Annotated in this window: 17 protein-coding genes; 3 read left to right on the top strand and 14 right to left on the bottom strand. The window is 63.8% G+C overall.

Features of this window, described 5'->3' with window-relative positions; all coding sequences use genetic code 11:
* The first annotated feature begins 224 nt into the window (after nucleotides 1–224).
* Both OSH12_RS08205 and OSH12_RS08200 read left to right on the top strand, forming a co-directional pair.
* The gene (locus OSH12_RS08205; RefSeq protein ID WP_266343032.1) at nucleotides 225–2060 is read left to right on the top strand and encodes an aminopeptidase P family protein; all 1836 of its coding nucleotides are present in this window, start codon (nucleotides 225–227) and stop codon (nucleotides 2058–2060) included.
* A gap of 127 nt (nucleotides 2061–2187) precedes the next feature.
* Complete coding sequence (locus OSH12_RS08200; protein WP_266343031.1) at nucleotides 2188–2766, top strand: PRC-barrel domain-containing protein; 579 nt, start codon at nucleotides 2188–2190, stop codon at nucleotides 2764–2766.
* 59 nt (nucleotides 2767–2825) lie between these two features.
* Here the strand turns inward: OSH12_RS08200 and ligA are convergent, their stop codons facing one another.
* Nucleotides 2826–4973: an NAD-dependent DNA ligase LigA gene (gene ligA / locus OSH12_RS08195; protein ID WP_266343030.1), complete on the bottom strand. Its 2148-nt coding sequence runs from the start codon at nucleotides 4971–4973 to the stop codon at nucleotides 2826–2828.
* A 91-nt stretch (nucleotides 4974–5064) separates the two neighbouring features.
* On the bottom strand, nucleotides 5065–6342 hold the full coding sequence (locus OSH12_RS08190; RefSeq protein WP_266343029.1) for a multidrug effflux MFS transporter: 1278 nt from the start codon (nucleotides 6340–6342) through the stop codon (nucleotides 5065–5067).
* A gap of 379 nt (nucleotides 6343–6721) precedes the next feature.
* On the opposite strand from OSH12_RS08190, the gene OSH12_RS08185 reads away from it, so the two are divergent.
* Nucleotides 6722–8104, top strand: a complete 1383-nt coding sequence (locus OSH12_RS08185) for an FAD-binding oxidoreductase (protein WP_266343028.1) — start codon at nucleotides 6722–6724, stop codon at nucleotides 8102–8104.
* A gap of 56 nt (nucleotides 8105–8160) precedes the next feature.
* Here the strand turns inward: OSH12_RS08185 and OSH12_RS08180 are convergent, their stop codons facing one another.
* From OSH12_RS08180 to murD, 12 genes are all read right to left on the bottom strand, one after another.
* Complete coding sequence (locus OSH12_RS08180) at nucleotides 8161–9003, bottom strand: siderophore-interacting protein (RefSeq protein ID WP_266343027.1); 843 nt, start codon at nucleotides 9001–9003, stop codon at nucleotides 8161–8163.
* Between the two features lie 176 nt (nucleotides 9004–9179).
* Entirely contained in the window at nucleotides 9180–10850 is a 1671-nt protein-coding gene (recN, locus tag OSH12_RS08175) for a DNA repair protein RecN (protein WP_266343026.1), read from the bottom strand.
* Between the two features lie 18 nt (nucleotides 10851–10868).
* Nucleotides 10869–11741, bottom strand: coding sequence for an outer membrane protein assembly factor BamD (locus tag OSH12_RS08170; RefSeq protein WP_266343025.1), 873 nt, complete (start codon nucleotides 11739–11741; stop codon nucleotides 10869–10871).
* Between the two features lie 183 nt (nucleotides 11742–11924).
* The gene (gene lpxC / locus OSH12_RS08165; protein ID WP_266343024.1) at nucleotides 11925–12875 is read right to left on the bottom strand and encodes a UDP-3-O-acyl-N-acetylglucosamine deacetylase; all 951 of its coding nucleotides are present in this window, start codon (nucleotides 12873–12875) and stop codon (nucleotides 11925–11927) included.
* A 261-nt stretch (nucleotides 12876–13136) separates the two neighbouring features.
* Nucleotides 13137–14906: a cell division protein FtsZ gene (gene ftsZ, locus OSH12_RS08160; protein ID WP_266343023.1), complete on the bottom strand. Its 1770-nt coding sequence runs from the start codon at nucleotides 14904–14906 to the stop codon at nucleotides 13137–13139.
* Nucleotides 14907–15005: 99 nt separating this feature from the next.
* Nucleotides 15006–16328 carry a cell division protein FtsA gene (ftsA, locus tag OSH12_RS08155; protein WP_266343022.1) on the bottom strand — a complete coding sequence of 441 codons (1323 nt, stop codon included), beginning with the start codon at nucleotides 16326–16328 and terminating at the stop codon, nucleotides 15006–15008.
* Nucleotides 16328–17245: a cell division protein FtsQ/DivIB gene (locus OSH12_RS08150; RefSeq protein WP_266343021.1), complete on the bottom strand. Its 918-nt coding sequence runs from the start codon at nucleotides 17243–17245 to the stop codon at nucleotides 16328–16330. The genes ftsA and OSH12_RS08150 overlap by 1 nt, the downstream gene beginning before the upstream one ends.
* Complete coding sequence (locus tag OSH12_RS08145; RefSeq protein ID WP_266343020.1) at nucleotides 17233–18156, bottom strand: D-alanine--D-alanine ligase; 924 nt, start codon at nucleotides 18154–18156, stop codon at nucleotides 17233–17235. The genes OSH12_RS08150 and OSH12_RS08145 overlap by 13 nt, the downstream gene beginning before the upstream one ends.
* A 254-nt stretch (nucleotides 18157–18410) precedes the next feature.
* Entirely contained in the window at nucleotides 18411–19823 is a 1413-nt protein-coding gene (gene murC / locus OSH12_RS08140) for a UDP-N-acetylmuramate--L-alanine ligase (protein WP_266343019.1), read from the bottom strand.
* Between the two features lie 4 nt (nucleotides 19824–19827).
* On the bottom strand, nucleotides 19828–20946 hold the full coding sequence (murG, locus tag OSH12_RS08135; protein WP_266343018.1) for an undecaprenyldiphospho-muramoylpentapeptide beta-N-acetylglucosaminyltransferase: 1119 nt from the start codon (nucleotides 20944–20946) through the stop codon (nucleotides 19828–19830).
* A gap of 7 nt (nucleotides 20947–20953) precedes the next feature.
* Nucleotides 20954–22114: a putative lipid II flippase FtsW gene (gene ftsW, locus OSH12_RS08130; RefSeq protein WP_266343017.1), complete on the bottom strand. Its 1161-nt coding sequence runs from the start codon at nucleotides 22112–22114 to the stop codon at nucleotides 20954–20956.
* The gene (gene murD / locus OSH12_RS08125; RefSeq protein ID WP_266343016.1) at nucleotides 22114–23514 is read right to left on the bottom strand and encodes a UDP-N-acetylmuramoyl-L-alanine--D-glutamate ligase; all 1401 of its coding nucleotides are present in this window, start codon (nucleotides 23512–23514) and stop codon (nucleotides 22114–22116) included. Before murD ends, ftsW begins: the two co-directional genes overlap by 1 nt.
* Nucleotides 23515–23518: the final 4 nt, after the last annotated feature.

The raw sequence follows: 23518 nt of genomic DNA, 5'->3' as shown, positions 1-23518 counted from the left end.
GAGCGGTGACGCCCTGTGCGTCCCTTAACCAACACCTTCATACCCCTAACGCTGACGTGAAGGTACAGCTGGTTCGGAATGACAGACATGCGGTTTTTGCAACGCACAACATCTCGCCACAATTGCGCCGCGCCGCAAACACGGAGTGTGATGGAATTGCAGTAGACAAGGCGCCTCGTTAGGGTCGCGCAATCGTTCCGATCCGCGTGAAGAAGGCCCTGCGCATGTTCCAGAATTTCGACGCTCCCAGCCGCGCCCATCCGATCACCGAACGGCTGGTGGCGCTTCGCGCCCAACTCGGACGCACAGGATTGCAGGGTTTCGTCGTTCCGCATGCCGACGAATATCAGGGAGAGTACATTCCAGCATCCGCCGAACGACTCGCCTGGCTGACCGGATTCACGGGTTCGGCCGGCGCGGCGATCGTGCTGACCGATGAAGCCGCCGTCTTCGTCGATGGGCGCTATACGCTGCAGGTGCGCGATCAGGTCGATGTCGCCGACTTCACGCCGGAAGACCTGATCGGCCATCCGCCGCACCAGTGGCTGAAGGCCAAGCTCAGTGCCGACGATCGGATTGGCTACGACCCGCGCCTGCTTACGCTTGCGGAAGTTCGCCGCTTCGAGGCGGTCTGCCAAGCGGCCGGCGCGGAGTTCGTGGCGCTCAGCGAAAACCCGATCGACGCGATCTGGGCCGATCGCCCTCTCCCACCGCTGTCGCAGGTCATGCAGCAGCCGGATGATCTGGCCGGCGAGACGTCCGTTGAGAAGATCCGCCGCATGCAGGCGGTGCTGGCCGAGAAGGGTGTCGATGCGGCCATCCTCGCCCAGTCGGACTCGATCGCGTGGATCTTCAACATCCGCGGTGCCGACGTGCCGCACAATCCCGTCGTGCTTTCCTACGCGCTGTTGCGTCGCGACGAGCGCCCAACGCTATACGTCGATGGTCGTAAGCTTTCCAATGTCCTTCGGGATGCTCTGTCCGAGCGCGCCGACATCAAGGAAGAGCGCGATTTCCTTGTTGACCTGACCAAGCTTGGCGCCGACGGACGGCGCGTTCTGGTCGACCCGCAGACGACGCCGGCCCTGTTTGCCCGCACGCTCACCGACGCCAAGGGCACCCTGGTCGAAGGCGGCGATCCCGTCGTGCTCCCCAAGGCGCGCAAGAACGCCGTTGAGCTTGAGGGCACACGCCGGGCGCATCGCCGCGACGGCGCCGCCATGACCCGCTTCCTCGCCTGGCTCGATGCGAATGGCGACCAGGGAACGGAAACAGAAATCAGCGTCGCCCGGAAGCTAGAGCAGTTCCGCGCCGAGGCCGGTGTAGCCGACGACATGCCGCTGCTGGAGATTTCGTTCGACACGATCTCTGGCGCGGGACCAGACGGCGCGATCGTGCACTACCGCGTCAATGAGAGCACCGACCGCAAGCTCGAGACCGGCACGCTGTATCTGGTTGATTCCGGCGCGCAATATCGCGACGGCACCACAGACATCACCCGCACCATCGCCATCGGCCAGCCGACATCGGAGATGCGCGACCGCTTCACCCGCGTGCTGAAAGGCCATATCGCACTGGCGACGGCACGCTTTCCGAAAGGGACCACCGGCGCGCAACTCGACACGCTCGCCCGGCACGCGCTCTGGCAGGCCGGCCTCGATTTCGACCACGGCACCGGCCATGGCGTCGGCGTGTTCCTGTCCGTGCATGAAGGGCCGGTCCGGATCTCGAAGGCAGGCCACTTGCCGCCCGAGTCAGGGATGATCCTCTCGAACGAGCCCGGCTACTACAAGACCGGCGCTTATGGCATCCGCATCGAGAATTTGATCGTTGTCACGCCCCCTGCCCCGATCGAGGGTGGCGACCGCGAGATGCTGGGTTTCGAGACGATCACATTGGCGCCGATCGACCGCAATCTGATCGAGGTTGCCCTGCTCACCCCCACCGAAAAGGGCTGGATGGATGCCTATCATGCTCGCGTTCGCGAGACGCTGGCTCCCTCCCTCGACGGCGCTGCCCTGCGATTTCTGATCGATGCGACGCAACCGCTGGAGGCATAAAGCCATTCAACTTCATCACGAAGCCTTTCATGACGACAGGCTTCGTGATGGAACGTGACTGCCGACACTCCGTTGACCAACCGAGCTATAAAGTTCAATTGGTTAGATAAAACACGGAGTTACGACCATGAAGATGCTTTTCAGAACAACCGCCCTGGTCGCTCTCCTTGCTGCCGGCCCGGCGCTGGCACAGGACGCAACCACGCCAGCGGACACCACCGCGCCGGCTGCGACCACAACCGAAGCCGTCGCGCCGGCCGGCCGTTTCATCGTCCTGGAAGATGGCTCAACGGACTGGCTCGCCTCGAACCTGATGGGATCGACCGTCTATAGCGGCACCGATGAAAACCTCGGCAAGATTGTCGATATCCTGGCGACAGATGCTGGCCAGGTGAAAGCCGTCGTGATCGGCGTTGGCGGCTTCCTCGGCATCGGCCGAAAGGACGTCGCCGTGTCGCCCAGCACGTTGGAGCGCGTCCAGATCGATAATGGGGTCAAGCTGGTCCTGAAGACCACCAAGGAAGAACTGAATACAGCGCCGGAGTTCAAAACCGCCGCGCAGCAGGAATCGTCGACAGTGACCTCGACGCCTGAGACGCCGGACACCACCATGCCGGCAGCGGACCCGGCCACGCCGGCTCCCGCGACACCGGCACCCATGGCACCGGCACCCACGGCACCGGAAACGGCCCCTGCGGCGCCGTAAGACCCAGCAAGTCGCAGGATTGGAGGCCTGCCCGCGAGGGCGGGCCTCTTTTTGCTAGGTCAGTCCGCGCCGATCAGCGTGAACCAGCCATCCTCATCAACGACCTCGACGCCGTTCTCGGCTGCTGATTTGAGCTTGGACCCTGCTCCCGGCCCGGCAACCAGCAGGTCCGTCTTCTTCGACACAGACCCGGCCACCTTGGCGCCAAGTCGCTCCGCCATTGCCTTGGCTTCCTCGCGCGTCATACGAACGAGCGTGCCGGTGAAGACGACCGTCTTGCCGGCGACGGGGCTGTCCGTCTTCGCCGCTTCCAGCGGCTGCGGGTTCACCTGCTCCAGCAGTCGGGCGAAGGCATCACGATTGTGGGGCTCGTCGAAGAAATCGACGACCGCTTCGGCTACCACCCCGCCGATCCCCTCGATCCCGATCATCTCGACCCAGGCGTCATTGCCCTTCAAAAGCTCCGGTCCCGGCGGCTTGGCTGCCAGCGCCGTATCGCGAAACGCCTCGACGGTGCCAAAATGGCGGGCGAGGCGCTTGGCGTTTGTCTCGCCGACATGGCGGATGCCGAGCGCGAAGATGAAGCGGTTGAGAGCAATTGTGCGCCGTTCGTTGATCGCGGCGAACAGGTTTCTGGCCGAAGTCTCACCAAAGCCGTCGCGGTTCTTCAATCGCTGAAGTTGCCCGGCATCGCGCGCTTCCAGCGTGAAGATATCGGCCGGCTCCTTGATCAGCCCCCACTCGTGAAAAGCCTGCACCTGCTTCTCGCCAAGCCCCTCAATGTCGAAGGCATTTCGCGAGACGAAATGACGGATGCGCTCGACGGCCTGCGCGGCGCAGATCAGTCCGCCCGTGCAGCGCCGGACTGCTTCGTCCTCTTCGCGCACAGCATGGCTGCCACAGACGGGGCAGACAGTCGGAAACTCGTAAGGCACGGAATTGGCCGGCCGCTTATCGAGCAGGACGGAAACGATCTGCGGGATAACGTCGCCGGCGCGCTGGATGACGACGGTATCGCCGACGCGGATGTCGACGCCATCGCGGATTGGCAGGCCGTCGCCGCCAATGCCCTTGATATAGTCTTCATTGTGCAGCGTCGCGTTCGAGACAACGACGCCGCCAACGGTGATCGGCTCCAGCTTTGCCACTGGCGTCAGCGCGCCCGTTCGGCCGACCTGGATGTCGATGCCGTTCAGCACGGTCACCGCCTGCTCGGCGGCAAACTTATGCGCGATCGCCCAGCGCGGGCTGCGTGAGACAAACCCGAGCCGGTTCTGCAGCGCGAGCGAATTGACCTTGTAGACGACGCCGTCAATGTCATAGCCGAGCCCGGCCCGGTCCACCTCGAGAGCGTGGTAGAAGGCGAGCGCCTCCTCGACCGTGGTGCAAAGCATCATTCGAGGATTGGTCGGCAGTCCCCAGCTCGCAAATGCCTCGACCATTTCCATCTGCGTCTCGGCCGGCATGGCGCTCATGTCGCCCCAGGCATAGGCGAAGAAGCGCAACGGTCGCGCCGCAGTGATCCTGGAATCGAGCTGGCGGAGAGAGCCGGCCGCCGCGTTGCGTGGATTGGCGAAGACCTTGCCGCCTCCTGCCGCCGCCATGCGGGCGTTCAGGGCCTGGAAATCAGCATGCGCCATGTAGCATTCACCGCGGATCTCGACGATCTCCGGCACACCAGCGGGCAGTTGTTCGGGAATATCGGCGACCGTGCGGGCGTTGGCGGTGACGTTCTCGCCCTCAAACCCATCGCCCCGGGTCGCAGCGGTGACGAGCCGGCCGCCTTCGTAGCGCAGCGACAGCGATAGGCCGTCGATCTTCGGCTCGGCGGTGAAGGGAATGGCGTCTGCCGCGTCGATCTTCAGGAAGCGCCGAGCGCGATCGATGAAGTCGATGACGTCCTGGTCCGCGAAAGCGTTGTCGAGCGAAAGCATCGGCACGACATGCGGCACCTTGGCGAACTTTGCCGAAGGCGCGGCGCCAACCGATATGCTGGCCGCCGATGTCAGGCCGGGAAACTGCGCTTCCAGGGCATTGAGCCGGCGGCGCAGCGCGTCATAGTCCGCGTCCGTAATCGTCGGCGCGTCGTCCTGGTGGTAGCGAAGATCGTTCTCGGCGATCTCGGCGCTGAGGCGCGCATGCTCCAGCGCGGCCTCGTCTGCCTTCAACGTCTCGACCGGTGTTTCGCGCAGGGTATCCGACGGCATGGTTCAACTCCCATTCAAGGGAAAGCTATGCCGCGCCATCGGATTGCTCGCAAGGGGCGTCGGCATTCGCCAACAGCCCCTACGCGCAGACTTAGTGGCCAACCTCGATGACGGCGGTCGGATCGGGATGATGCGGCGCGAACAGGTGGCCGCGCTCCGTCCAGTAGACGACGATCAGGCTGAGAATGCCGGTGGAAAGGTAGCCGATCGACAGCGGCATGACCGTGCCATCGAAGGCCTGGCCGATGACGAGGCCGACAATCGTGCCCAGGATCGTCGTGTAGAAGCCAATCATCGACGAAGCCGTGCCAGCGATGTTGCCAAGCGGCTCCATCGCCATGGTGTTGAAGTTTGGCATCGTCAGGCTGAACAGGAACTGGCAGGCGGCGAGCAGGAGCGCGAAAAGGATCAGCGGTGGCTTGCCGTCAAACCAGAACGCGCAGCCCACCATGATCAGCGACATCAGCACATGACCGCAAACGCCGGCATGCGAGATGCGCCGCATGCCAAGCCGCCGGACAAGGCGGATATTAACGAAGGAAGCAATGCCCATCACGGCGGCGATCATGCCGAAGACGAGCGGGAACATCGTGCCGAGAGCATAGACCTCGGTCTCGAAGATCTGCTGCGACGAGCCGATATAGGCCATCAACCCGCCGAACATCAGGCCAATTGCCGTCGAATAGCCGACGGTCGCCCGCTCCTGCAGGCAGCGCTTGGCGCCGCCGGCGATGCGGTCGAAGGAGAACGGCATACGGTATTCCGGATGCAGCGTTTCGGGCATCCGCTTGCCGAACCAGACGGCGATGGCGACGGCGATCACGAGCATGCTGACGAAAATCATGTGCCAGGTGCCGAACAGCAGAAACAGGCTGCCGATCGCCGGCGCGAATACCGGCACGATGATGAAGATCATCATCGTGAACGACATCACCCGCGCCATCTCGCGGCCTTCATAGCGGTCGCGCACGATAGCGACCGACAAGATGCGGGTCGCCGCCGCGCCCATACCCTGAATCAGGCGCGCGACCAGCAGCAACTCGAAATTCGGCGCGAACAGAGCAATCACGCTTCCGATCGAGAAGATAACAAGACCAATCATCAACGTCGGCTTACGACCGACAATATCGGAGACGGGCCCATAGAAGAGCTGCATGATCGCAAAGCCCGCCATGTAGACGGTCAGGATCAACTGGACTTCATTGGCGGAAGAAAGGTTGAAATCATGCTGGATATGGCCGAAGGCCGGCAGCAGATTGTCGATGGACATCGAGCCGAGCGCCATCATGAAAGCGATGATGACGACAAATTCGACGAAAGACGGCTCCGGGGCCGAACGAATAGCGGCCTTCTCGGACAGGACGGACATAGCAAGTTTCCCAAGGGGCACCGGCAGGCGAAATGGCCTGCTCGGAAGCAATCGGTCGCTGGAGGCAAACGGGGGGCCTGAAACGATCGGTGCGAAGATATGGTCTAGGCGGAAATTTGTGGCGTGGCCGTGACACCGGTCACAAAAGACAAGAACAAGGCACGCTACGCCACATTCCTTTACTCCAAAGGCAGCCTTATGTTCAACGCGCAATTGCGCGATCGGCGCAAATCCGGGCCTTCTGCGACATGTCGATCACATTCCCGGATCGACGCGTGATGCTCGCAGTACGACGTGGCCTCAAGGAATACACTGTCGTAGCGTGTGGGCGGGCACTTCCGAAGTTTGTGGCAGACGCGGCAACCCGTGGAGGAAAGCCATGCGTTCCCAGGAAGCAGCCGAACTTTCCGGCAAGTTGCGCGGACCGGTCCTCGACCGAGACAGCCTCGACTATGACCAGGCCCGCAAGCTCTACAACGGCATGATCGACAAGAAGCCGTTGTTGATCGCCCGCTGCAGCGATGTGGCGGACGTGATCGAGGCGGTCAAGTTCGGCCGTGAGCACAAGCTGCTGATCGCGATTCGCGGCGGCGGCCATAACGGCCCCGGGCTCGCCAGTTGCGACGACGGCCTTGTCATCGACCTGTCGGCTATGAAGGGTGCCCGCATCGACCCCGATACCGCGACGGTCCGTGTCGGCCCCGGCTGCACGCAGGGAGACGTCGACCACGCGACGCACGCCTTCGGCCTCGCGGTCCCCGCCGGCATCGTCTCGACCACCGGCATAGCCGGCCTGACGCTGGGCGGTGGCACCGGCTATCTCACGCGCCAGTACGGCCTGACGATCGATAGCCTGCTAGAGGCCGATGTCGTACTGGCCGATGGCAGCTTCGTGACGACCAGCAAATCAGAACGGCCGGACCTGTTCTGGGGCCTTCGCGGCGGCGGCGGCAATTTCGGCATTGTCACCAGCTTCCTGTTCAAGGCGCATCCGGTCGACATGGTCTTCGGCGGACCGATCTTCTGGGACCAGAAGGACGCCGCAGAGGTCATGCGCCGCTATCGCGATGTTTTGCCGGCAGCGCCCGAAAAGCTGGGCGCTTTCTTCGGCCTAAAGACCATGCCCTCGGCCGACCCGTTCCCACGGGAGCATTGGGGCAAACGGATCTGCGCCCTGATCTCTTGCTACAACGGACCGCAGGAGGAAGGCGAAAAGGCCATGAAGCCGTTCCTCGACGGTGTGCCGCCGCCGCTCGTCAACTGGATGGGCATGATGCCCTTCCCCGCGCTGCAAAGCCTGTTCGATCCGCTAATGCCGACCGGCATGCAATGGTACTGGAAAGGCGACTTCGTCAACGAACTGACCGACGCGGCGATTGACGCCCATCTGGAGCAGGCCGCGAACACGCCAAGCATGCTGTCACTGATGCACCTCTACCCGATCGACGGGGCCGTCCACCGCGTCGGCAAGGACGAAACCGCCTGGAACACGCGCGACGCTCGCTGGTCGATGGTGATCGCCGGCATTGATCCGAACCCGCAACAGGCCGGTCCGATCACCCGCTGGACCAAGAGCTACTGGCAGGCCGTGCATCCGCATAACAAGGATGGCGGCTATGTGAACTTCATGATGGACGACGAAGGCGAAGGCCGGTTGAAGGCAACCTATGGCGGCAATTACGACCGCTTGCTGGCCCTGAAGTCAAAGTACGACCCGGAAAACCTGTTCCGGGTGAACCAGAACATCCGCCCCATGCACTGAGGCAATGGCAAAAACCTGCGGCACGAGCCATGCCCGTGCCGCAGGCAGAGACGATCTCAGTCGTTGTGATTTTCGTGGAAGCTGACGAGGCCGCGCTTCCAATAGCCGGCCGCCTTCACGCGCTGCTTGGGCAAGCCAAGGTCATCGACGAGGATCTTGCGCAGGCGCTTGGCGGTATCGGACTCGCAGGCGACCCAGGCGAAGCCCTCGCCTTCGGGACGCAGGAACGCCGCGACTGCGCCATCCAGCAACGTCCCCTCACCCGGCGCGACATCCTCGCGATAGAGCCAACGGATATCGACCGTGGCCCGGCTCGCCAGCGCGATCTCGTCAGCAGGAGTGCCAACTTCGATAATCACCGTCACCCTGGCTTCGGGCCGCAATTCCTCAAGCCGGCGCGCGATCGCCGGCAGCGCCGTATCGTCGCCAACCAGCAGATACCAGTCGAAATCGTCAGGAACGATCATCGAGCCGCGTGGCCCGGCGACATGGAGCGTCGAGCCTTCGACGGCAGCAATCGCCCAAGCGGTGGCCGGCCCAGCTTCGTGGACCGCGAAGTCGAGATCGAGTTCGCCAGACGCGGCGTCATAGCGGCGCGGCGTATAGTCCCGCGCAATCGGCTTCTCGGCTCCTTCGGCAAAAACCGGACCGTTCGGACCGAAGGTCGGCAGCGAGGGCTCGTCCTCGCCCGGACGAGCGAAGAACAGCTTGACGTGGTCGTCATGCGAACGGCTCTCGAAGCCTTCGAGATCGTCGCCTGTCACTGTCACGCGGATCATCGTCGGCGTCAGATAGGTCGTGCGCGCCACGGTCAGGCGACGGATCTTGAGCGGATAGCGAACGCGGTAGGTTTCGTGCAACGCGGGGGGAAGCAAGATCGCAGAGGGATTATCGGACATGGGAACTCCTGAAAGGAGAGCAGTCCGACCTCGAGGCAAAGCCGCGCAGGTCGAACCTGCTCCGGGCAAGCTCGATCGGCGCGTTGTTTGACGTTAACGCCTACGTGCAGGCCTGTGGCGAGCCCGCAAACCACATCTGCAAAATGCCGTCCCGCTGCTCAAAGAGCAAGCGCCGATCAGCCTTGTCCGTGAATGAGCTGCTGCGCCGCAGCGCGTGCGGCATCGGTAATGACGCTGCCGGCCAGCATGCGGGCGATTTCCTCGCGCCGCTCTTCGCCCAGCAATGGCGTCACGCCGGTCGCCACGCGATCCTCACCGGCGACGCCATCCTTGGCGATGCGGAGATGGCTGCCGGCCCGCGCCGCGACCTGCGGGGCGTGCGTGACGGAAAGCACCTGAACGCGCTCGGCCAAGCGCGCCAGACGACGACCGATCGCCTCCGCGACCGCACCGCCGACTCCGGTATCGATCTCGTCGAATACCAGCGTCGGCGCCGAACCACGATCGGCCAGCGCCACTTTGATGGCCAGCAGGAAGCGAGAGAGCTCGCCGCCCGAAGCGACCTTCATCATCGGCCCCGGACGAGTGCCGGGATTGGTGCGAACGAAGAAATTGACGATATCGATGCCGGCGTCGCTGCGCTCTTCCGCATCGGTTTCGATCGAAACGATGAAGGCAGCCCGCTCCAGCTTCAAGGCCGGCAGTTCTTCCCCCACGCGCCCTTCCAGTTCTTCCGCTATGGCACGGCGACGGGCCGATAGCGCGGCAGCGAGCGCGTCGAAGGTGCGGCAGGCGGCTTCGGCCGCCGCTTCCAGCGCGGCGAGGCGCTCTTCGCCAGAATCGAGCGCGGCGAGATCGGCGACCATCCGGTCGCGTAGCGCGGCAAGGTTCTCAACCGGGACATCATGCTTGCGGGCGGCGCCGCGCAAGGCAAACAGGCGCTCCTCGGTGCGCTCCAGTTCTTTCGGATCAAACTCGCTGTCACGCATGGAGCGCGTCAGGATCGTCTCGGCCTCTTCCAGCGCATTGATCGCGCTGTCGATCGCCTCGACGACGCCATCGAGCAGACCGCCTGCCTGGTCGCGCTTGCGCTCCAGCCGGCGTGCGAGGCTGGCCAGGTTCGGTACCGGCGAGGTGTGTCCAGCGATGGTGTCATGCGCATCGGATAGATCGCCGGCGATCTTCTCCGCCTGCATCATCTTGTGTCGACGATGCGCCAGTTCCGTCTCTTCGCCAACTTGCGGCGAGAGTTTTGACAACTCCTCGACGGAGGCGCGGAGATAGTCGCCCTCGCTGCGCGCCGAGGCGATACGACGGCGCAGGGCAGCAACCTCGCTCTCGGCCGAACGCCAGGTGCGATACGCCTCGGCGACGGCCTGCGTTTCGGGATCAAGCGCGCCAAAGGCATCAAGGAGACGGCGATGAATCGCCGGGTCGATCAGCGCGCGGTCATCATGCTGGCCATGAATCTCGACCAGCGAGGCGCCAACATCGCGCAAGAGCGCGACGCTGACCGGCTGATCATTGACGAAAGCGCGCGTGCGCCCGTCGCCGGTCTGGACGCGGCGCAGGATGATGTCGCCGTCATGATCGATCGCATTGCCACCGAGCAGCGTACGGGCCGGATGGCCGGCCGGCACGTCGAAGACGGCCGTTACCTGCCCCTGGCTGGCGCCCTGGCGAACGAGCGCGCCGTCGCCACGGCCACCAAGGGCCAGCGACAGCGCGTCGAGCAGGATCGATTTGCCCGCGCCGGTCTCACCGGTCAGGACCGTGAGACCACGCGCAAAGTCGATCTCAAGCCGATCGATAAGAACGATGTCGCGGATCGCGAGCGCGGCGAGCATGGCGCGCCCCTGTCCCCGTTAGCCCGTAACAGCGCGGAAGCTGCGGCTGATCCAGGAGCCCTTGTTCTCCGACGGCGAAACGCCGCCTGTCTGGAGAAGCGAATAGGCGTCCTTGTACCACTGCGAGTCCGGGAAGTTGTGGCCGAGCACGGCGGCTGCGGTCTGCGCCTCGGGAACGATACCCATCGCGTAATAGGTCGCGGTCAGGCGGTACAGCGCTTCCTCGACATGCCGAGTGTTGGCATATTCGGTGACGACAACCTTGAAGCGGTTGATCGCGGCCGGATATTCCTTGCGCTCGAGATAGTAGCGGCCGACCTGCATTTCCTTGCCGGCCAGTTGGTCGCGCGCCACGACGATCGCCTTCTGTGCGTCGTCGACATATTCGGACGTCGGATACTTGTCGACGACCTCCTGCATGGCGGCGATAGCCTTCTTCGTCGCTTCCTGGTCGCGTGTGACTTCCGGGATCTGCTTGAAGTAGGACTGGCCGATAATGTACTGCGCGTAACCCGCATCCGGGCTCGACGGATAGAGCGAGATATAGCGGCGCGAGGCCGTGACAGCCTCTTCATAATTGCCCAGACGATAGTTCGTGAAGGCAGTCATGATCAGCGACTTGCGGGCCCATTCCGTATAGGGATGCTGCTGGTCGACTTGCTCGAACTGCTTTGCCGCCGCCTTCAACTTGCCGTTCTGCATCAGGGTCAGGCCCTGATTGTACATCTGGCCTGCCGGAACATCGGGCTCATCGACCGTGTCATCGTCCTTGGTCAGTGAGCAGCCGGCAACAGCCACCAAAGCGCAGAGCGCGGCGGCACGCAGCGTGACAGAGCCGAACCGGCCAAATGTGGCAATGGTCGACGGGCGGATCGAGCTAACTTCGTTCATTCACACATCGAACCGGCGTGAGCCGGCATCGCCTCTTTCGATGGGACAAAGCGGTGTCGCTTCTCTAGCCGAAACGCCACCATCACGCCACCAGCCCTCGCAACCCATTACCGCTATTTCGTGGCGGAGTTGCGAGAGGTGACGGAAATACCCGATTTGTGCGGAATTTGCCGCTTTTGCAGGCTAGGATTTATCGGGACCATAGGCCGCCGCAGGCAGCCGAACCGGCATCTGGTCGTGCGCGACGTCGCGCTTCGGCACGGAAGCGGCCTCAACGAAGGTCCAGGCGTCCGAATCAGCCAGAAGCGTTTCGACGATCTTGGCGTTCATCCGATGACCGCCGCGATAGGAGCGGTAGGCCCCCAGGATCGGCGCACCGGCCAGGGCGAGATCGCCGACAGCGTCCAGCGTCTTGTGACGCACGAACTCGTCTGCGAAGCGCAGGCCTTCCGGATTGATGACCTTGTCGTCACCCAGCACGACGGTGTTGTCGAGCGAGGAGCCAAGCGCCAGGCCGCGCGACCAGTAGTATTCGACATCCTTGAGGAAGCCGAAGGTACGGGCCCGCGCCAGATCGCGCCGGAATACCGTAGCATCCAGATCGACGACGAAAGCCTGGCGACCGATCAGCGGCGACTCGAAGTCGATGTCGATCTCGAAGCGACGACCGTCAAACGGCAGCAGTTCGGAGAAACCGCCGGCATGCTCGATGCGCACGGGCTTCAAAACCTTGACGAAGCGGCGCGGTGCGCTGAGCGTAACGATCTCGGTCTGGTCGATAAGGTCGACGAACGCCGCGGCGCTGCCATCCATCATCGGCACTTCGGCGGCGTCGATCTCGACAACGACATTGTCGATGCCGAGGCCATTGAAGGTCGCAAGCAGATGTTCGATGGTGGCAACCGACAGGCCGTCATGGGCAACGGTCGTGCAGGAATCGGTAGCGTACAGACGATCGATCCGCGCATGGATCGGCTGTCCGTCGCCGGCGTCAATACGGTGAAATACGATACCCATATTGGCCTCGGCCGGATTAAGGACCATTGCCACGGGCTTGCCGCTGTGCACGCCAATACCCGAGACCACAACGCGATCGCGCAAAGTGGTCTGGTGCATGCCTTGTCGTTTAGCCATCAAATCGCCCCGTGAGAGCTTGTCAAAATTCCCGACTGCTCCGTGGTCCGCCCCCTGCTGTTCCGACCTGCAAGATCCCTGATCCGCCGAACGGCCAACCGGAATCATCAGATTCGTCAGCATGTTGTGAACGATAGATAGAGCGTGTACCGGCCGGTAAACAAATCACTCTTTCTAACGCTCTGTAACGTGGCTCCCGGACCGGAATGAAAAAGGCCCGGCGCTGTCTCCAGTGCCGGGCCTCGATCTTGCTTGTGTGCGTTAGTTCGCCTGGCGGCGGAGGAACGCCGGGATTTCCAGCTGGTCATCCTCGCTGCGCGGCATCACGCGACCATGCTGGTCGAGTTCTGCCTGACGCGGGCGATAGTCCTGCGCCTGCTGCGGTGCGCGCGGCGGCTGGGCCTGCTGCGGCTGACGCGGAGCGGCTGCGTAGCCGGCCTGCGGAGCCTGCTGCGGGGCCTGCGGCTGGCGAACCGGCTGCTGCGGGCTGCCCTGCTGGGGAGCGCGCTGCTGCGGAGCCGGCTGCTGACGGTTTGCCTGCGGCGCCGGCTCTTCTTCACGACGGCCGAGACCGACATGTGCCAGACGACGGAGCAGGCCCATCGGACCACGATCCTCTTCGACCTGCGGCTGGGGCTCTGCGCGCTGGGCCTGCATCTCGCGCTGGGCGACGACCGGGAAGTCCTCGACACGCGGCATGCGGGAAGCGGAGGGAGCCTCGGCTGCCGGCGGGATGAAGGGCTGCGGAGCCGGAACGTGATCATCACGGACCGGAGCCGGCACCATGTCGAACTCGTGGTCGAGTTCGGCCTCAGCGTAGGAAACAGCCGGCGGCGCCATCGGAGCGATGGTTACACCAGGATCCCGCACCTGATTCTGAGCGGGTGCGTGCTGCTGGGGAACTGCGGCGCGGAAAGCCGGAGCCTGTGCCGGAGCACGGGATTCGGTCTGGACCGACGGGCGGTTCTGGGGCTGGCCCTGCGGAGCGGCTGCCTGGGCGGCGGCCTTCATGCGGGCGGCCATATCCTGCGTGCGCAGGTCGCCGGGCGAAACTTCGTCCTTGGCGTCCGATTCGATGCCGGTCGCGACGACCGACACGCGGATGACACCCTCGAGGCTCTCCTCGAACGTGGCGCCCAGAATGATGTTCGCGTCGGGATCGACTTCCTCGCGGATACGGGTCGCGGCTTCGTCAACTTCGAACAGCGTCAGGTCACGACCGCCGGTGATCGAGATCAGCAGGCCGCGGGCGCCGTGCATCGAGGTTTCGTCGAGCAGCGGGTTGGCGATAGCGGCTTCGGCAGCCAGGATCGCGCGGCGTTCGCCCGAAGCTTCGCCGGTGCCCATCATCGCCTTGCCCATCTCGCGCATCACCGAACGAACGTCGGCGAAGTCGAGATTGATCAGGCCTTCCTTGACCATCAGATCGGTGATGCAGGCAACGCCCGAATACAGGACCTGGTCGGCCATCGCGAATGCGTCGGCGAAGGTCGTCTTCTCATTGGCGATCCGGAACAGGTTCTGGTTCGGGATCACGATGAGCGTATCGACGCTTTCCTGCAGTTCCTTGATGCCGGCCTCGGCAACGCGCATCCGGCGGGCACCTTCGAATTGGAAGGGCTTGGTCACCACACCGACGGTCAGTATACCGTGCGAGCGGGCAGCCCGCGCGATGACGGGAGCCGCACCCGTGCCCGTGCCGCCGCCCATGCCGGCGGTGACGAACACCATGTGCGAACCGGCGAGATGGTCGTTGATCTCGTCGAGAACTTCTTCGGCGGCAGCGCGGCCGACATCCGGCATCGAGCCGGCGCCGAGACCCTCGGTGACTCCGACGCCCATCTGGATCAGACGTTCGGCGCGAGCCGACATCAGAGCCTGGCTATCGGTGTTGGCGCAGACGAACTCGACCCCTTCGAGGCCCGAGCGAATCATGTTGTTGACAGCGTTGCCACCCGCGCCGCCCACACCAAAGACCGTGATCTTCGGCTTCAGTTCAGTAATATCCGGCATCTTCAGGTTGATCGTCATGGTGACCTCGTCGTCTTGACCCCTAAGCCGGTGGCGTTCCCCGACCATATTTCCATCGCACTGAAACGCCCCGCCGCGGGCGCCTCATCTCGTCGCTATTTAAAAACTGTCTCGAAACCAGTGACCGAAGCGGGAGAAGTACCCACCTGTTCCGGTCATGGCCAACCGATGCCCCCGCATCGCGGATACCTGCTCGATCTGCGCGACCTGCGGATAGATCAGAAGACCTACCGCGGCCGAGAAGGCCGGCCCGCGCGCCGCCTCCGGCAGACCTGTTACGCCGAGCGGACGGCCGAGGCGGACATTGCGGGCAAGAATCCGCCGCGCCGCCTCGGTAATTCCTGTCAGTTGGCTGGCGCCGCCCGTGAGGACGATGCGTCGACCAACCATGGTCTGGAAGCCGGAGGCGTTGAGACGGTCCCGGACGAGTTCCAGAATTTCTTCGATGCGCGCGCGGATGATCCGCGTCAGCGCGGAGCGCGGGATCTGGTTCGGCAGATCGCGGTCGTCGTCGCCGATTGCCGGCACCGAGAGAATGTCGCGGTCGTCCGAGACGCTCGGCAGCGCGCTGCCATGCATCGTCTTCAGACGCTCGGCATCCTCGATCCGGGTCGACAGGCCGCGGGCAATGTCCGTGGTGACGTGCTGGCCGCCGATGGCGATGGCGTCGGCATGAACGAACTGGCCGTCCATGAAGACGGAGATCGTCGTGGTGCCTCCGCCGAGATCGACGCAGGCAACGCCCAGCTCCGTCTCGTCGTCGACGAGGGCGGAAAGACCCGAGGCGTAGGGTGTCGCCACCATGGCCTCGACGGAAAGATGGCAGCGGCCGATGGCGAGTTCGAGATTGCGCAACGGGGCGGTCTCGCCGGTGACGACATGCATGTCGACGCCAAGACGCTCGCCCAGCATGCCGCGCGGATCGCGAATGCCGCCATTGCCGTCGATGGCATAGCCAATCGGCAAGGAGTGGATAACCGCGCGGTCGTCCGTCACGGAATGCTCGCGACCAGCAGACAGAACGCGCTTGATGTCCGCCTCGACCACTTCATGGCCAGCCAGGGCGACGCTGGCGGAGAACGCCTCGCTCGCCAGGCGGCCACAGGAGACGTTCACGATCAGCGATTCAACCGTCACGCCGGCCATGCGTTCAGCCGCGTCTACGGCCAGGCGGATCGCCTGCTCGGCCTTGTCGAGGTCGATCACGACACCGGACTTGATGCCGCGCGACCGCTGATGGCCAATGCCGAGGACTTCGACGGCATGGGTACGACCGGGCAGGACGTCGCCAACCTCGCGCGGCTTCAGCCGGGCGATCAGGCAGCAGATCTTGGACGAACCGATGTCGAGGATCGACACAACGGTGCTTTTCTTGGTCGGCAGAGGACGCATGCGGCTGTCGGATGACACAAAAAGGGACATCAGGTGCTCGCTCCCTTACGCTTGGCGAGCTTCTCGCGTTCCTTGATTTCAACCGTGCGCCGCTCGGCCGCTTCCGGCGTCAGGCGCACGAACATACGATTGCCGAGGCGAAGGTCGACGCTGACGACGTCCTTCGACAGCAGGCCATTCCTGGCGTCGAGATCCGCGATCACGGCCAGCGCCGCTTCGGGCTTTTCCTGCGGCAGCATCAGCGTCACGCCATTGTCCAGCATGAAGTTCCAACGGCGTTCGGAGATGAGAACGGCGGCGCGAAGGCGCGAACGGATCGAGGATGCGCTGGCGGCAAGAGCAATCGCCTCGCCGGCACGTTTGTCGGCGCCCTGCCCCACGACCCGGATCAGATCGCGGAAATGGGTGTCGGAGGCATCCCCGATGACGCGGCCCTGCTCGTCAATGACGGAAACCGTCTGGTCGCGCTGCCACAGAACGTAGGGCTTGCGCTCATCGATGGTGATCTTGAGGGTCGCCGGATAGACCTTGCGCAGCGTCGCATTCTCGACCCAAGGCAGTGTCTCGACCCGCTCACGCGCCGACGACAGGTCGAAGGTCGCGAGCGAAGCTTCCGGCGGCAATTCCAGCCGGTTAAGGACGGCGATCTCCGAGGTCTCGGTCTGACCGGTAATCTTCACGGATTCGATGGCAAGGCCGGAAGCCGAGCTCAGCCACGTCACCGTCTCGTCGACCCGATCGGCAGAGATGATGCCGGCAATGCCGGTGGCGGCGAACAGCAACGCCGTGCCCTTGAGGCCGGCGTGACGAGGCACCCGCCAGTTGATGCGCGAGAAGGTACGGATCCGCCGACGCAGCCAAGGCGACAGTTTCAGGCCAGCGGCCATCTCTGTTGCCGGCGCATCGCCCGCCGTCTCCTTGGTCGATCTCGGGCTTATCTGCCGCAAGACGCGTCCTCCACCATCCAACTGACCAATGCCGGGAAGTCGATCCCGGCGTATCGCGCCATATCCGGGACCAGCGACGTCGCTGTCATGCCCGGCTGGGTATTCACTTCGAGACAAACCAGCTGCCCCGTACCGTCCGGGCGATCATCGTATCGGAAGTCGGCCCGGCTGATGCCGCGACATCCGAGAGCCTGATGCGCCCGTACTGCTAGATTCTGTATACTTTGGTAAATATTTGGTGAAAGCGGCGCCGGAATTACGTGGCGGGCACCATGGTCCGAATATTTGGAATCATAGTCGTACCAGCCGCCATCGGCCGTGATGAGCTCAATGATTTCAAGGGCTTCACCGCCCATTACGCCACAGGTTAGCTCGCGTCCCCCAACGTAACGCTCGACCATAACGGTCTCGCCGAAGGCCCAGTCATCCGCAAATAATTGTTGAGGCGGGTTAATCGCGTCCTCGCGAACGATCAGCACACCGAAGCTCGACCCTTCGGCAACCGGCTTGACGACATAGGGAGGCTCCATCGCGTGAGCGCGTGCCGCCTCCAGGCGATGGATGAGCAGCGAGTCGGCGACGGGAATGCCGGCGGCCTGCATGACGTCCTTGGCGCGCGCCTTGTTCATCGCAAGCGCCGAAGCGAGGACGCCGGAATGCGTATAGGGAATGCCGAGGATTTCGAGGACGCCCTGGATCGAGCCGTCCTCGCCGAACGGACCATGCAATGCGTTGAGGGCGACGTCCGGCTTCAGCTTCGCCAGAACCTCGGCGACGTCGCGCTGCACGTCGACGCGCGTAACCCGATATCCGGCCAGATCCAACGCATCGGCGCAGCCATTTCCCGAGTCGAGCGACACAGGTCGTTCACTGGACCACCCGCCCATGAGGACGGCGACATGCTTCGCCAAAACGCTTTCCTTCCAACCGAATCGCCTTGGTCGGAATATCTACGAAAAATGGTAAAGAAGCGTTAACCAACAGAGCCCGGCAAAATGAAAAAGGCGGCCCGTTGCGGGGCCGCCTTTCGAACTGAGTCAATCGGTCGCGTCAGAACTGAGTCGGGCGATCATTTTTTCGCGCGGTCGGAATCCCCTGACGGCAAACGGTGGATATCCCGTCGAAATGGGCGACCACGAAGACTATTCCCGCGACGGGCCACCGCTCAGGCGACGGCGGCCAGCGCTTCGAGTTCGCCCGGCAGGGCATAGGCCCAGGTGGTGATCGAGCCGGCGCCGAGGCAGACGACATAGTCCCCCGGCTTGGCAATGGCGGCGACCTCGGCAGCAAGCGTCTGCGGCCCCTCCAACACGCGCGCATCACGGTGGCCGCGCACCCTCAGTCCGTCGACAAGATGCTCGCTGTCCATGCCTTCGATCGGCGCCTCGCCGGCCGCATAGACCGGCGCGACGAAGACAGTGTCGGCGTCGTTGAAGCACGAGCAGAAACCATCGAAGAGATCACGCAGGCGCGTGTAGCGATGCGGCTGTACGACGGCGATGACCCGACCCTTGGTCGAGGCGCGCGCTGCCTTCAGCACGGCGGCAATCTCGACGGGGTGATGTCCGTAATCGTCGAACACCTCGACGCCGTTCGCGGTGCCCGTGTGGGTGAAGCGGCGCTTCACGCCTCCAAAGGCAGCAAGACCCTTGCGGATCGCCTCGTTCGAAATGCCGAGATGGTGCGCGATGGCGATGGCGCCCGTTGCGTTCTGGACGTTGTGCTCGCCCGGCATTGGCAGCACGAGGTCGACCAATTCGGCCGTCTCGCCCGTCACGCGGTCGCGGATGCTGGCGGTGAAGATCGACTTGCCGCTCTCATTGCGCAAATTGCTGTAGCGGATATCGGCCTGCGGATTGGCGCCGTAGGTGATGATGCGCCGGTCCTCGATCTTGCCGATCAGCGACTGCACCTCGGGATGATCGAGGCACATCACGGCGAAGCCGTAGAACGGAATGTTCTCGATGAACTGCTTGTAGGCGTCGCGCGCCTTGTCGAACGAGCCGTAGTGGTCGAGGTGCTCGGGATCGATGTTCGTCACGAGCGCCACGTCGGCAGGCAGCTTGACGAAGGTGCCGTCGCTCTCATCCGCTTCGACGACGACCCAGTCGCTGGCGCCCATGCGCGCATTGGTGCCGTAGGCGTTGATGATGCCGCCATTGATGACGGTCGGATCGAAGCCGCCGGCATCGAGCAGGGCTGCGACCATGGAGGTCGTGGTCGTCTTACCATGCGTGCCGGCAATTGCGATGGCGCTCTTGAGGCGCATCAGTTCGGCCAGCATCTCGGCGCGCCGCACGACCGGCAGCAGGCGCTCGCGGGCAGCCTTCAGCTCGGGATTGCTGGCCTTGATGGCCGAGGAAACAACGACGACGCGGGCATCGCCCAGATTGGCCGCGTCGTGGCCGACGGCGATGGTGACGCCTTTGGACTTCAGGCGCACGACATTGGCGTTCTCGGCCGTGTCCGAACCCTGCACCCGGTAGCCTAGATTAACCAGCACCTCGGCAATGCCGCTCATGCCGATACCGCCGATACCGACGAAGTGGACGGCACCAATGTCACGGGGCATTTTCATGGACTTAAACTCCGGTAGATTTGCCGAGCCGCTCGCCGCCGGCTACGCGCTCGACCAGATCGGCCAGGCGTTCAACGGCGTCAGGGCGTCCGACTGATTTTGCTGCGGCCGCCGCCTGGGCCAGACGGCCCGGCTCAGCCAGAAAGGCGGTCAATTCGCGCGCCAGACGGTCCGCTGTCAACTCGGGCTGCGGTACGACCCAGCCACCGCCGGCCTTGGCCAGCACGAGAGCGTTGGCGCTTTGGTCCTGATCGATGGCACCCGGCAGCGGCACCATGACGGCCGGACGACCGATAACGGCCAGTTCGCACACGGTCGAAGCGCCGGAACGCGAGATGACGAGATGACTCTTTGCGATCCGTGCGGGCATGTCCTTGAAGAACGGCGCCAGTTCAGCCGCAATGCCCAACGCCTTGTAGGCGGCGCCAACGCGGTCCATGTCCTCTGGGCGGCACTGCTGGACGATCGACAGCCGCGTACGGGCCGCCGCGTCGAGCTTGGCTAACGCCTCGGGCAGAAGATCGGAGAAGAAGCGCGCGCCCTGGCTGCCGCCGAAAATTACGAGGTTGAGCGAACCGTCTGCGGCAATCCGCGGATATTCGACTGTGCTGGCATCGATCACCGCCTGGCGCACCGGATTGCCGGTCAGCACCACCTTGCTGCCTGCGGCGCTCGCATGGCCAACCTGCTCGAAGCTCGTCGCCAGCGCGCTGACGCGCGACGCAAGCAGCCGGTTGGCGCGACCGAGCACGGCATTGGCATCGTGAACGACGGTCGGGATCTTGAGATGGGCCGCCGCCAGCATGGGCGGCACGGTTGGATAGCCGCCGAAGCCGACGACGGCAGCGGGCTTCAGCCGCTTCAGCATCACCTTCGACTGGCGATAGCCATGCCAAAGGCTCCACGCCGCAGCGATCAGAACCTTCGGTGACTTCACCGAGGGGGTGGCCGAGCGGATGATATGCGTCTCGTCGGCCGGAAAATTCTGGCCGTAGGTCTCGGCACGATGATCCGTCGCAAGGTGGACGGACCAGCCACGGCTCTTGAGCGCGAACGCAAGTGCCTCGGCCGGGAACAGATGCCCGCCCGTTCCGCCGGCGCAAAGCAGGATCGTCTTTTCCATGGTCTTCTCAGATAGCTTTCGGACGGGTCGCTGCAAACCGGCTGAAGCCGGATGTCAGGCTGGCCGCCTCAAAGCGACGGCGGGTCAACGCCAGCACGAGGCCCATCTGGAAAGCGATCGCCAGCATCGACGAGCCACCATAGGAAATGAAGGGCAAGGTCATGCCCTTGGCCGGCATCAGGTTCAAATTCACCGCCATGTTGATGACCGACTGAACGCCGAACAACACCAGCAATCCGGCAGAGGCAAGGCGCACGAAGGCATCCTCGTTCTTCAGGCTGTGGCTCATGCCCCGCACGACGACGAAGCCGAACATCAGCACCAGGCACATGCACAGGATGATGCCGAATTCCTCGGCGGCTACCGCGAAGATGAAGTCGGTATGGCTGTCCGGCAGGATGCGCTTGACGACGCCCTCACCGGGACCGCGTCCGAACCAACCGCCATGGACGATCGAATTCAGCGCGGTATCGACCTGGAATGTGTCGCCCGCCGCGGGATCGAGGAAGCGGTTGATACGGCCGGCGAAGTGCGGAAACACCGTGTAGGCGGCAACGATGCCGACTCCCGCGAGACCAGCCAGGCCGGCGATCCAGAACCACGACAAGCCCGCCATGAAAAACACCGCCGACCAGGCGATGACGACAAGCAGGGTCTGGCCAAGGTCGGGCTGCGCCACCAGCAACGCAGCGACAATCGCCAGCAGAAGCATGGCGAAGATGTTGCCGGGGATGTCGTTGCGGCGCGAATTCTCCGTGAACAGCCAGGCCGAGAGAACGAGGAAAGCCGGCTTGACGAACTCGGACGGCTGCAGCGAGAAGCCGAGGATGTTGATCCAGCGACGCGCACCCTTCACTTCCTGGCCGACGAACAGCGTCGCGAACATCAGCACGAGGGCGATCGAGAAGACGATCAACGCGGTACGGCGGACATTGCGTGGCGACAGGAACGACGTGGCGATCATGATGGCGATCGTCGGCACAACGAAGAAGACGTGGCGCTTCACGAAGTGGAAGCTGTCCAGGCCGATGCGCTCGGCGACAGGAGGGCTTCCGGCGAGCGACAGCACGACACCGGCGATCAGCAGCGTGAGGAACCCGAACAGGAGATATTTGTCGACCGTCCACCACCATTCGGCGAAGACGCTGCGATCGGCCCTGCTGACCATCACTGAACCTCCACGAGGGGCTTGGCGCCTTTGAGCGCCTGGACATGCGCGCGAAAATCATCGCCGCGCTTTTCAAAATTTGCGTATTGATCGTAGGACGCGCAGGCGGGCGACAGCAGCACCACCGGTTCGGCCGCGCCATCCTTAGCCGCGTCCGAGGCGGCCGCGGCAACGGCTGCGTCCATCGTGCCCGACATCACCGTTTCGACCTTGCCGGCCAGCGTCGCGGCGAACTCTTCCGCCGCCGCGCCGATCAGATAGGCCTTGGCGATCTTCGGGAAATAGGAAACGAGGCTGGTGATGCCGCCCGTCTTGGCCTTGCCGCCGGCGATCCAATAGATGCGATCGAAGCTCGCCAGCGCCTTTTCGGCGGCGTCGGCGTTGGTCGCCTTGGAATCGTTGACGAAGAGAACCTTGCCGACGCGAGCAACGCCTTCCATGCGATGCGCGAGGCCGGGAAAGCTCTTCAGCCCGTCCTGGATGGCAAGCTCCGACATGCTGACGGCACGGGCGGCGGCGATCGCCGCTGCTGCGTTTTGCGCATTATGGTCGCCGCGAAGCGACCCAATACCATTCAGGTCCGCGATCTCATGAACCGTGGCGTCGTCGGCTTCGAGGATACGGCCATGCTCGGCATAAAATCCGTTGGCCACCGGACGCTGGACCGAAATGCGCTCGACCGGCGTCCCTAGCTTGTCGAGATCGGAGGCGATGGCGGTGCACCATTCGTCGTCGATACCGATGACGGCGGTCTCGGCGCCGCGAACCAGCCGCGCCTTGATGGCCGCATAGCGCTCCATCGTGTCGTGACGGTCGAGATGGTCTTCCGTGAGGTTGAGCAGCACACCGACGGTCGGATTGATGGTCGGAGCCAGATCTATCTGGAAGGATGAGCACTCGACGATGTGGATGCGGTCGGTGGCCGGCGGATCAAGCGACAGGATCGCCGTGCCGATATTTCCGCCGAGCTGCACGTCCCAGCCATCGTTGCGGAACATATGGGCGATCAGCGCCGTCGTCGTGGACTTGCCGTTGGTGCCGGTGATGGCAATGAACGGTGCGGCTGGGGCGATCGCTCGCCGTTCGCGGCAGAACAGTTCGATGTCACCGATGATCTCAACGCCGGCGGACTTGGCCAATTCGACCGTCCAGTGCGGCGTTGGATGAGTCAACGGCACGCCCGGCGACAGCACGAGAGCGACAAAGCGGGAGAAATCGAGCGGACGCAGATCCCCGGTCGGGATGCCGGCGGCGGCGGCCTTGGCCACCGAGGCCGCGTTGTCATCCCAGGCCACGACCTCCGCGCCACCGGCGACGAGCGCCTCGGCGGTCGCAAGTCCGCTGCCGCCCAGTCCGAAGACCGCGACCGACTTGCCGGCGAAGGAGGTAATCGGCGTCATGTTC

Source organism: Kaistia terrae (assembly GCF_026344005.1).
In the GTDB taxonomy this organism is placed as follows: domain Bacteria; phylum Pseudomonadota; class Alphaproteobacteria; order Rhizobiales; family Kaistiaceae; genus Kaistia; species Kaistia terrae.
The sequence above is the reverse complement of the archived record's forward strand: the minus strand, read 5'-3'. Positions and strand labels throughout refer to the sequence as shown.